The following is an 11,045-nucleotide window of genomic DNA, read 5'->3' as shown; positions in this document are numbered from 1 at the left end:
CCACCCCCCATGAGCCCATGCTGCGCTCGGGACGGGAATCGCTTTTAATCACTGAAATCACTGAAATCAGCGGCAAAAAATCTTTTGATTTTTGGCTTCGAAAAGCTTGGGGTCCCCCGGCGGGGCATCGGGGCCGGGGGTGGGCAGAGAAGTGTTTCGGCGATGCGGGGGTAGAATGATCAGGTCCCTCCGGGGGAGTTCACCGGGGGCCATTCCGGGAGGTTCCATGCTCGTCCCGATCCTGATCTCCGCCGCCATGATCGCCATGCCCCAAGGGCGCGGGCATGACCGCGGGGGCCCCCCAGGCCTAGCCAAGAAGGGCGGCATGCCGCCAGGACTGGCCAAGAAGGGCGGCCTGCCTCCGGGCTTGGCCAAGAAGTTCGGCCGCCGGGTTCCCGAACGACCCTACATCGCCGTGGATCCGCGCTACACCGACCGGGCCTACTTCCTGATCGACGGCCGCTGGGAGCTCCGCCGGGGCTTCTCCGTGGACATCCAGGCCGAGGTCCGCGACACCCTGCGGCTGGCCCCCGTCCCGCCACCGGTGCCCCTGCCTCGCATCGGCGTGGACCTCCATGTCGTCCTGTTCAACTGAGCGAGGAAACCCCATGAATCGACGCATGCTGAGTGCCGCCCTCCTGGCGGTCTTCACCCTTGCTGCCCTGCCCGCCACCGCCCGCCCCGACGACGAACGCCGTGGTCGTGGCGGGGAGCGGGAGGAACGCCGGGATGACCGTCGGGACGACCGCCGAGACGACCGCCGGGATGCCCGCCGCGAGGATGGGAAATACTGGAAGGAACGCGACAAGGCCGAACGCAAATACTGGAAGGAAAGGGATAAGGAGGCGCGCAAATACGATCGCCACCGCTACTATGAGGATGATGACCGGGACCACGACCGGGGCCGGGACCGGCACTACCGGGCCCCAGCCTGGATGGACGGCTATTGGCGGCCGGGCGATGATCGCCGCTACGTGGCCCTGGTGCCCGGCGACCCCTCCCGCATGTATGTCTTTCTGGAGGGCCGCTGGGTTCTGCGCCAGGTTCGCGATCCCCGGGCCCGCCTGGACCTGGAGGGCGCCTTCCAGCTGCCCATGGCGCCCCCGCCGGTGGCCCCACCCCGGCTGGGCTTGAACCTCCATGTGGTGCTGTTCAACTGACCCTTCCGTGATTAGGTAAAAATCGAGGATGGACCTGGGGTACACCTGGGCCCATCCTTATCCGTTGGCCGGGACTCCAACGGGAGCCTGGACCGGAGGATACATGCTGCGCCACTTCCTGCTCGGTAAGATCCATCGCGCCACTGTGACGAGGGCCGATCTGGACTACGTGGGATCGATCACGCTCGATCCGTTGCTCATCGAGGCCGCTGGCTTCATGGAGAACGAGAAGATCGACATCTACGACGTGACCAACGGGTCGCGCCTGTCCACCTATGTGATCCCCGGTGTGCCGGGTTCGGGCGAGGTCGGCATCAACGGCGCCGCCGCCCACCTGGTCCAGAAGGGCGATCTGGTCATCATCGCCGCTTATGGCTGGATGACCCCCGAAGAGGCCGAGACCGTGGCCCCCAAGGTGGTTTTCGTGGACGAACGCAACCGCGTCACCGAGCGCCGCCGCCAGGAGCGCACCCCCCTCTGCGTCAGCGCGTTCACGGACTGAACAAGCGCAGACAGGATTAACAGGATTGAAGGCGGGATTCACAAGATCTGATTATCGGCGAATCTCAGCCAGAAAAGCAGGAACACAGAAGGCACAGAAGCGCCCGTTGGGCGCACACAGAGGGCGCAGAAGGGGCCGGGCTCACCGCGGACATCCCTCCGCAGGCGGCGACTCCGGGCGGCGGCCCGGATGTCCTGGCTGGAGCGCCAGGTGCATGGTCCTTTCCTCCGCTTTCCTCGGCTCCTCCGCAAACCTCCGCTTATGGACGCCTTTTCTGCGCCCATCTGCGACCTCTGCGGTTTCAGACTTTCAGGCTGAGATTCGCCGATAAGCAGATAACAGGATTGAAGGCGGGGTTCACAGGATTCCTGCCCTGGGGCCTGTCGAGGAAAAAGGGGGTTTAGCCACTGATTTCAGTGATTACGGTGATAAACCAAGGACCGGATGAACGCCGCATGGGCCCGCCGAAGGCGGCTTCCGGCGGGGCCGGAAGTCACCCAGGGGTGCCATCGACGTGCTTTCGAAGGGCACGGCGACGGCACCCCTGGGTAGAGCCCATGCTTGAGCCAGAACGGCGCCATCACCGTCATCACCGTCATCACCGTCATCAGTGGCAGAGAATCTTTAGACCCTATTGATCCATTCTTTAATCTTGCCGGTTATGTCCATGTTTTTTCTATGCAAGGAATGCATAACAAGAGGGGAACCTTTCGACGTTGGCGTGGCATCCTAAGAACATGGTAGAAAAGACCTACCCTTCGGCCTGGTACGGCCCTGGGGCCCGCAGCCGGGGCAAGGCGACCCTCTGCAAAGTTCTGAAAGGTTGGTTCCATGGAAGTCCGCAAGTCCCTGGTGGTCAATTCGACCCCCCTGGAGACGCGCATCGCCCTGCTTGAGAACGGCCAGCTCTGCGAGCTGTTCCTCGAACGGACGATGAACAAAAGCCAGGTGGGGGATGTGTACAAGGGCCGAGTGGCGAAGCTGCTGCCCGGCATGCAGAGCGCTTTCGTAGGCATCGGGGGCGCCAAGGACGGCTTCCTTTACCTGGATGACCCCGTGGCCCAGCGCCTGGGGGCCGACCTGTCCGCCGACGAAGAGGGCGAGGAAGCCGTCGCCGACGACCTCCCACCACCACCACCGCCCCTGCCTCCCCTCAAGGAGGGCGAGGAGACGCTTGTCCAGGTGGTGAAGGACCCCATCGGCTCCAAGGGGCCGCGGCTCTCCCGCCACCTGAGCTTCCCCGGCCGCTTCCTGGTCTTCATGCCGGGCATCGACCACATCGGGATCTCCCGCAAGATCACCGATCCCGAGGAGCGCGAGCGCCTGCGCGAACTCATCCGCAGCCACGCCCAGCCCGGCGAGGGCTTCATCGTCCGCACCGCCGCCATCGGCGAGAAGGACGAGGATCTGGTGGGCGACGTGGCCTTCCTTCGCCAGGCGTGGCAGGAGATCCAGGCCAAGGCCGAGACCGTGCCCGCACCGGGCCTGGTCTGGCACGACCTGCGCCTGCTCCAGAAGGTGCTGCGCGACATCTTCCGCGAGGAGGTTTCCAGCTTCTGGGTGGATGATCCCGAGGCCCACCGCGAGGTGCTCGCCTTCGTGGAAAAGCTGCACCCCGAGTGGGCCAACCGCGTGAAGCACTTCACCTCGGACCTGCCCATCTTCGAGGCCTTCGGCATCGAGAGTGAAATCGAATCCGCCCGCCAGCCCAAGGTCTTTCTCAAGCATGGCGGCTCCATCGTGCTGAACCAGACCGAAGCCCTCGTCAGCGTGGACGTGAATACCGGCAAGTTCGTGGGGAAGAAGGATCTGGAGGAGACGGTCTACCTCACCAACCTGGAGGCCATCCCCGAAATCGTGCGCCAGCTGCGCCTGCGCAACCTGGGCGGCATCGTGGTCATCGACTTCATCGACATGGTGGACTCGGGCCACCGCGACGAGGTGCTGGCGAAATTGCAGGAGGAACTCAAGCGGGACCGCAACCATGCCCGGGCCGGTGGCATTTCCGAGTTCGGCCTGGTGGAGCTCACCCGCAAGCGCACCGGCCCTTCCCTCGAGCGGCTGCTCACCCAGCCCTGCCCCACGTGCAACGGGGCCGGGCGCATGCAAAGCCCCGAGACCTCCCTGCTCAAGGCCTACCGTGAGCTGGTCCGCCAGGGCGAGCGCCTGCGCGGCGCCGACGTGCGCCTGACCGTGCATCCCGACCTGACCGGGGCCCTGCATCAGGAGGCCCGTGAAGGCCTTCTGCAGCTGGCCCGCCTCCTCGGCGCCCGCGTCCAGTGGATCGAGCGCCAGGACACCCCGCGGCATGCCGTGGTGATGGACGTCCAGCTCTCCGGCCAGAACAGCGCCACCGCCTGAAGGCCGCAATAACCCCCGCAGCAGCCGGAGGCCTGCAGGCGATCGGGAGATCTGGCTATTTCCCGGCGAAATGCTATTTAGCCACTGATGCATGGTGATTACGGTGATTAGGCCTCGGATGCTTCCCGCATGGGCCCGCCGAAGGCGACTTCCGGCTGCGCCGGAAGTCATGGTGGGTGGCAGGGCCGCGCTCCCAAAAAGGCGCGGCCCTGCCACCCACCATGGAGCCCATGCTGCGCTGAGACAGGAATCACTGAAATCACTGAAATCGGTGGCTGAATAGGTTTTTGGCTTTCAAGGCCGGGGTCGGCAAGAGCCCCTTCCAAGTCACCTCACCTCTTATCTTCCAGGTCTGATGACCCGTGAATCCCGTATAGACTGGCTGGATGCGGAGCCGGGGGCTCTGCCTCGCTGGCGGCCAGGTTCTCAACCTCCCGGGCGCCACCATTCATGGGTTCCCGCGTGAGACACGATCGACTGATCCTGAATTTGCCCTGCCTGCTGATGGCCGGATTCCTGGCCAGCCCCCTGGCCGCGCAACTGCCACCGGGTTGGTTCCACCAGGAACCGCTTGGAGCGGGTCGGAGCGGGACCTGGTACGGCGCCGGTGTGTGGGCGGGGGACAAGCATGGCGCTCCGGCCACGTTCGTGGACAGCCTGGGGCTTGGGAACGCCCTCACCGGCGAGGGAACCCATCTGGAAGCCGGATGGAGCGGCACCCGCTGGGACGTGGCCGGGCAGATCAACGCCTGGCGGGATGCGGATGGCCAGTCCCGACTGATCATCCAGCGCTTCCACTTCGCCTACACGTCCACAGGCGGCTGGCGCACCGCGCTAGAACAGGAGCCTCTCGTGTGGGGCTACGGCCTCAACGGCGGCTACGTACTCGGCGAGGCGGCACGGCCCTTCCCCAGATTCCGCGTGGAGAGCCCTTTCAAGGAGGTCCGCCTCCTCGGCGTGCCGCTCGGCGCCTGGAAAGGGCAGGTCTTCCTGGGCCAGGTGGAAGGCCATAAGGTGGTCGGGGAAGCTAGCCAGGATCCCTCCTTTCGCCATCACGCCATTGCCGATGTCGGCGACCCCCAGCGTCCCTTCCTGTCGGGCCTTCGGCTGGAGTCCCACCTGGGCGAAAGCACCGAGCTGTACCTCAACTACATCAACCTGTTCGGCGGCAGTGTCCAGGGGAAGTCCCTCACCGAGGGGTACCAGGCCCGCCACTGGATTGCCTCGTTCTTTGGCCTGAAGGATTCCTATGCTGAGGGCGGGACCGGCCTCAACGGCTCCTCCGCGTTCCTGAGCACCGGCCGAGTCAAGAGCGCATCCACTTCCGATGTCGGTGTGCGGATCCGCCTGAGCACCTTCGAGCGCCTGCTCGGAGCGGAGGATGTCCGCTTCTATGTATCCCGGGGTTCCAAGGCCGTGAACACGCGGACCCAGTGGCTGCTCCATCAACCGGGCACGGCCTTCAGCCGGGACATCCACAACGACTGGATCAGCCTGACGCAGGCGCCCCTCAGGCCCTGGAACCAGCGGTCCCGCTATGTCCTGCCCAGCCCCGCTGTTCCCAACGATGCGGTGGGCTTGCTGATCAGATGGAAGCAAGTGCGCCTCGGCGTCGAGTACCTCGACACCGCCAACAGCACGTTAAATCCAGATAATCCAGGCATGACCAACCATCGCAGCTTCGAGCAAGACATCTATCTCTCCGGCTTCTATCAGGAGGGGGATCCCCTGGGTAATGCGACCGCGGGCGAAGCGAGGACCATCACGGTTCGTGGGGAGGTCGACTGGTCTCCCCGATGGGCGACGAGGACATGGCTCCTGTGGGGTGATCGCCCCTTCCGGGAGACCTACCATGGGGCCGATTATCCTTATCAGGACGGCCTGGCGGACTGGCTGCAGGACCACCCCGGCGCCACCCCAGTGCGCAACCGCTTCATTGGTCTCCAGCAAGTGGTGGAATGGCGACCCGATCCGGTCCTGCGCGTGCGCGCCGGGGCGAGCACGCAGCATCAGAACGCCTATCTCAACGTGAAGGGTGACGAGCGCACGGGTTTCCGCTGGTTCCTCGACCTCGGCTGGACCTGGCCCCGGCCCTGACCCACCTCGGCAACAGCCGAGGCTGCGGCCGATACCGGCCTAGAGGTTTTCGATGGGTCTCAGCACCCGGTCGAGGCCGCATCCCTCGTAGAAGGAGGCACCAAGATAGGCGTCTGTTAGAGGCCGCCAGGATCGGCAACTTCGGGCGAAAAGATTTTTGCCACCGATTACGGTGATGACGGTGATTGGGCCTCGGCTACTTCCGCATGGGCCCGCCATCGGCGGCTTCCGGCTGCGCCGGAAGTCATGGGGTGTGGCAGAGCTGCGCTGGGGCGGGACTCTCTTTAATCACCGAAATCACTGAAATCAGCGGCTGAAATTCTTTTGGCTTTACCCCAGACACGTGGGGCAGCGCATCCCCTGCTGGAGGTTCTCGATGAGCTCGGGCACGCGGTCCAGGCTGCGCACTTCGTAGAGGGGGGCATCGGGATCGTGGTGGGGCCTGGGTTTGGCCTCACGGTTCACCCAGATGGCGGTCCAGCCCGCGGCGACGGCCCCTTCCACATCATCGCTCCAGCTGTCGCCCACCATGGCAAGGTTGCCGGGGAAGAGGCCCAGGCGCCGCTGCACGGCCTCGTAGGCTGCGGACTCGGGTTTGAGGGCGCCCAGGTCGGCACTGCGGTGCTGGAGGCGGATGCGCTGGGAGATGCCCAGGCGATCCAGCAACTCCAGGCCAAAACTCTGCGTGTTGGACAGGAGCGCCACCCGGGCCAGGTCACGCACTGCGGCCACGGTCTCCGGTGCGCCGGGAAAGCACTCCGCCTGATCCCCGGCCTCTCGGAAGGCCTGGGCCATGGCCGCCATCTGCTCCGGATCAAGCCCCGCGGGCTCCCGCCAGGCCTCCAGGAAGGCCTCCACGGAAGCGTAGGGCCGAACCATGCCATCCCGCATGAGGGCCGCATGCAAATGCTCCTGCTCGGGCCGCAGCAGGCCCTTCAACCGCTGGAACGGGCTGCCCGCTGGGCTGAAGACCAGCGTGTTCCAGAGATCGAAGACGACGGCTCGAATCATGCGAGTCCGAAGCTCATCGCCCGGAGGCCTTCGAGGTGCGGAACGGCACGCCGAACTCGATGCCCAGCACGTCGAAGCGGGCCTCGCCGTTCAGGCTCCAGGTGGCGGGTTCGTGGCGCGTGGCGGCGGCCGTGAGAGGCCCCCAGGCGCTCTTGAGGTCCGCGTAACTCAGCACCACTTCGGCCCGCAGGGTGCTCCGGCTTTTCGGGGCCAGATCCATGCCTTCCGGGAAGCCGATGGCACCCAGGGCATGGTCCCCGCCCTGGGCGCTCAAGCGCAGATCCCCGCGCACGCGCCGCGTGCGCAGGCGCTGGTCTGTGGGGTTGTCCACGCCCACCTCCAGCCGCAGGCGCAGGCGCGAGCGCTCCAGGGGATAGGCCAGCTCGATCTGCGGTTCCACGCGATCCAGCGAGAACCTCAGCTGGCGAGCCGCCTCCTGGTACTGCAGCGCGGGATTGAGGGCATCACAACCCACCAGGAGCACGAGCGCGGAGAGGGCGAGGGCGCGTTTCATCTCAGGCTCCGCGGTAGAGCACGCAGTTGTCGCTGGTCTCGTAGACTTCGATCTGGCAGAGCTGGGGCAGCGCAGGTTTGAGCTGGTCCCAGATCCACACCGAGATGTTCTCAGCCGTGGACAGGGGGATGAGGTCGTTGAGGAAGCGGTGGTCCAGCTTCGAGATCACCTGCTCCACCACCACCTTGGAGAGGTCGTCGAAGTCGATGATCATGCCCGTCTCGGGGTTCACCTGGCCCTCCAGCAGCACGAACAGCTTGTAGCTGTGGCCGTGCAGGTTCCGGCACTTGCCAGGGTGGTTGTAGATGAAATGGGCCGCTTCGAACCAGTACTCTTTGCGCAGGATCATGGCACTCACGATAGAAAAGGCCCCGCGGTCGCGGGGCCCTTCATTCTACCAGCAGGGATGGCCCTACTTGATGGCATTCAGGACCAACGCCAGGGGCGTCAAGGCCTGGAGGTTCTCCTGCCAGCTGGTGTCACGACGGAAGCGCTGGGGCACCAGGACGGTGTCGCCAGGTTCCACCCTGCGTCCCTGCACCCAGCTATCGAGGATGCGGCCGTCCGCCTTGAGCAGGCGCACGCCCCAATGGTCCGCATTGTGGGTGAGGCCACCGGCCAGCTTCAGCATGTCTGAGACCTTCATGCCGTTCTGGACCTTGTAGGTGGCGAAGGGACTGGCGGTCTCCCCCACCACGTAGGCCGCATCCGTGGCCCGGGGAATGATGATCTCGTCCCCGTCCTGGAGCTCCACATCGGCCTGGTCATCCCCCTTGAGGGCGGCCTCGAAGTTCACCACCATGCGGTTGAGGGAACCCGTGATCAGCCCGTGCATCAGCGGGCCACGCAGCAATTGGCCGGTGGTGCCCTGGCGGCGCGTCTCGTTCAGGCGCTCCAGGATGTCATTCACGCCCTTGCTGCTGGGATCCTGCGCCTGTTGCACCAGGAGCTTCGATGGGGCGGAATCCAGGCCCGGGGCGGCCTGGGGGGCCCTAGCCTGGGCGCGCTGATCCGGCTTCTTCAGAGCCTCCAGCAATTTGAGTGGATCCTCCGTCTCCGGCGCTTCCACACCCGTGTTGCGGAGGAAGATTCCCGCCTTGGGCATGGCCTCCTTCGTCAGGCCGCCAGCCCGCTGGATGACCTGGGCGAGCGTGGGCCGCTCCGTATCCATGGTGTAGCTGCCGGGCCGGGCCACCTGGCCCAGGATCCGGACCGTGCGGTGCACACGGTAGTCGGGCTTCTCGAACAAGCTGATTTGGTCGTCGGGCAGCAACCGCGGATTCTGGGCCTCGTCCTGGAGGGCCACCGGGCTTCCGGCCTCGGTGGACAGCAGCTTGGCAAGGTCGAGCCGGATCACCTCGCTGGGTTTGCCATCCCGGCTGCGCGCCAGTTCCGCCGTCAGGCGATCGGCGGATTTCAGCGGCAGGCCCGCGCGGAAGATCAAGTCCGAGGCCCGCATCCCGTCATGGAAGGTGAAAAGGCCCGGCCGGGTCACGGGGCCCAGCAGCCTGACCGTCTGCGGCAGCCGGAGGTCCTGGATGCGGTACAGTTCCACCCGATCCCGGTCCTCCAGGAGCAGGTTGTGGGCTGGATCCTGTTGGATCGCCTTGGCCACATCGAAGCTCAGGAACCGCGTCGTGCCGTCAGGCAGCTGGCGGACAATCTCGCCCCGGGATAGGTAGGTATCGGGCAGCACCTGGGATTCGCGGGCCAGGAGATCACCCACCCGCAGCCCCTCGGTCCGGGCGAAGAAGCCGGGCACCCGTGCCCAGCCCACCACGGTGACGGCCCGCTCCTGGGGGCCGCGCCGCGGCAGGGCAGACAGCACATCGCCCCACCCCAGAACTACAGGTCCAGCAGCATTCTGGGGCACATCCACGGCCTGAAGGGCGCCATCGGGCCCGCGGCGCCGCAGCGTGAGGGAGGCCGGGGACGACTCGGGCAGCAGGCCGCCGGCGTAGCGGAGCGCGTCCGCCGTCGTCTCGCCTGGCTTCATCTCAAAGAGCATCTGGGGGGCCACACCCTTGAGATCCCACAAGCGCCGCCACTCGGGCTGCGTCTCATCGACCGGCTCGCGGCCCGCCACGGGTTCCCTCAGGATCCGGTGATCGCCCCGGGCCCGCAGCTTCAGCGCCGCCAGCACCCGCTTGAGCTGACCCAGGCGCGTCTCCACGGCCAGGCGGTCCTCCAGCGCCAGCGGTTCCAACCCATTTCCGACCCGCGCCTTGGCCTCAGCCGTTTGAGTGGGGGTCGCGGTCATCCTGGGGACGAGCCCCAGCCATAGATCCTGGGACGGAGTCCGCTCCGTGGTTTCCGGAGTCCGCACCGCCTTCTCCTCCCGGCTTTGCTCCCGGGGCCCCTGGGCTAGCTGGTACTCCAGACGGAGGATCTCCTGCTCAAGCAGGGCTTCGTCCTCGTCCTGCAGCCTGCCAAGTCGGAGAAGCTGCTCATCGGCGGGATCCTCCACCGGGGCCAGGGCCACCCGGGCGAAGGCGCCTTCCAGGGTCACCTGGTTCTGGGCCATGGGGACGAAGATCGTGTCGCCGTTCTGCAGGGCCGCATTGGGATTGCCCAGGCCCTCGGCGCGCAAGGGGTACAGATCGAGGTCGAACACTTTCTGGCCGCCGCGCATCACCCGGATGTCGCGGTAGCTGCCCACGGCCGTGGGGCCGCCGGCCAAGCTGAGGACGTTCACCAGGGAACTGAGGCTCGACACCAGGTAGCTGCCGGGCTTGTAGACCTCGCCCATGACGAAGACGCGCACCTCGCGCAGCTTGATCACCTGCAAGTCCACAGAGGAACGCGAGAAGTTCCGGCTCACCACGCCCTGCACCACCTGCTTGGCCCTTCCCAGCGTCAGCCCGCCCACCTTGGCGGTGCCCACCTTGGGAATCACGATCTCGCCGCGGCCATCCACCTGTACCGGCAGGTCGAAGGTGGCGCTGCCGAAGACATTGAGGTTCAACCGGTCGCCAGTGCCCAGCACATAGTCCTCGGCGATGCCGCCCTCCGTGGCCGCGGAACCGCGCTGGCGCACCTGGAACAGGTCGGCGCCAAAGCGGCGGGGGCCCTTCTCCCGGCGCTTCAGTGCCCGGATCTCCCGGTCCAGCCTGTCGTCCTCATCCAGCTGACGGGCGGTCTCCTCCGCCGATGCCGTAGTGGCAGGAAGGACCGAGGATCGCCCCGGTACGGCATCCGCCGTCCCAGTCGCGCCCTGGGACGCGGCCGCCTGCTTCAGCGCCTGGAGGTCCAGCCCCTGGGGCAGCTGGGCGAACAGGGCCGACGCGGCGACCAGGGGGAGGAAGGTTCGGAGGATCGGGACGCGCATCAGGACAGTCCTATCGGTGTGAGCTCCTGGCTCGGGGTTCATCCCGGCCAGGGCGGTAGAAGGCATGATGAT

9 protein-coding genes are annotated in these 11,045 nt (G+C 66.1%); 5 read left to right on the top strand and 4 right to left on the bottom strand.

Annotation, left to right across the window (positions count from 1 at the left end):
- Nucleotides 1–226: 226 nt before the first annotated feature.
- The 5 genes from NOV74_RS15220 (at nucleotide 227) to NOV74_RS15200 (ending at nucleotide 6,120) form a co-directional block, all read left to right on the top strand.
- Nucleotides 227–595 (top strand): hypothetical protein, encoded by a 369-nt coding sequence (locus tag NOV74_RS15220; protein ID WP_257314276.1) that lies wholly within the window; start codon nucleotides 227–229, stop codon nucleotides 593–595.
- 13 nt (nucleotides 596–608) lie between these two features.
- Complete coding sequence (locus NOV74_RS15215) at nucleotides 609–1,160, top strand: hypothetical protein (protein WP_257314274.1); 552 nt, start codon at nucleotides 609–611, stop codon at nucleotides 1,158–1,160.
- A gap of 103 nt (nucleotides 1,161–1,263) precedes the next feature.
- Nucleotides 1,264–1,662 carry an aspartate 1-decarboxylase gene (panD, locus tag NOV74_RS15210; RefSeq protein WP_257314271.1) on the top strand — a complete coding sequence of 133 codons (399 nt, stop codon included), beginning with the start codon at nucleotides 1,264–1,266 and terminating at the stop codon, nucleotides 1,660–1,662.
- An 831-nt stretch (nucleotides 1,663–2,493) separates the two neighbouring features.
- The gene (locus tag NOV74_RS15205) at nucleotides 2,494–4,023 is read left to right on the top strand and encodes an Rne/Rng family ribonuclease (protein WP_257314268.1); all 1,530 of its coding nucleotides are present in this window, start codon (nucleotides 2,494–2,496) and stop codon (nucleotides 4,021–4,023) included.
- A 462-nt stretch (nucleotides 4,024–4,485) separates the two neighbouring features.
- Nucleotides 4,486–6,120, top strand: coding sequence for a capsule assembly Wzi family protein (locus NOV74_RS15200; RefSeq protein ID WP_257314266.1), 1,635 nt, complete (start codon nucleotides 4,486–4,488; stop codon nucleotides 6,118–6,120).
- Between the two features lie 330 nt (nucleotides 6,121–6,450).
- On the opposite strand, the gene NOV74_RS15195 is transcribed toward NOV74_RS15200, so the two are convergent.
- The 4 genes from NOV74_RS15195 to NOV74_RS15180 all read right to left on the bottom strand — a co-directional run bounded on the left by NOV74_RS15195 (nucleotide 6,451) and on the right by NOV74_RS15180 (nucleotide 10,973).
- Nucleotides 6,451–7,131 (bottom strand): HAD family hydrolase, encoded by a 681-nt coding sequence (locus NOV74_RS15195; RefSeq protein ID WP_257314264.1) that lies wholly within the window; start codon nucleotides 7,129–7,131, stop codon nucleotides 6,451–6,453.
- A 13-nt stretch (nucleotides 7,132–7,144) separates the two neighbouring features.
- Nucleotides 7,145–7,645, bottom strand: coding sequence for an LEA type 2 family protein (locus tag NOV74_RS15190; RefSeq protein WP_257314261.1), 501 nt, complete (start codon nucleotides 7,643–7,645; stop codon nucleotides 7,145–7,147).
- 1 nt (nucleotide 7,646) lies between these two features.
- Nucleotides 7,647–7,994: a 6-carboxytetrahydropterin synthase QueD gene (queD, locus tag NOV74_RS15185; protein WP_257314258.1), complete on the bottom strand. Its 348-nt coding sequence runs from the start codon at nucleotides 7,992–7,994 to the stop codon at nucleotides 7,647–7,649.
- A gap of 63 nt (nucleotides 7,995–8,057) precedes the next feature.
- On the bottom strand, nucleotides 8,058–10,973 hold the full coding sequence (locus NOV74_RS15180) for a polysaccharide biosynthesis/export family protein (RefSeq protein WP_257314255.1): 2,916 nt from the start codon (nucleotides 10,971–10,973) through the stop codon (nucleotides 8,058–8,060).
- Nucleotides 10,974–11,045: the final 72 nt, after the last annotated feature.

The organism is Geothrix fuzhouensis (assembly GCF_024609325.1).
Classification (GTDB): Bacteria; Acidobacteriota; Holophagae; order Holophagales; family Holophagaceae; genus Geothrix; species Geothrix fuzhouensis.
Note: the sequence above shows the minus strand (reverse complement) of the source record. Positions and strands in the feature narration are given on the sequence as shown.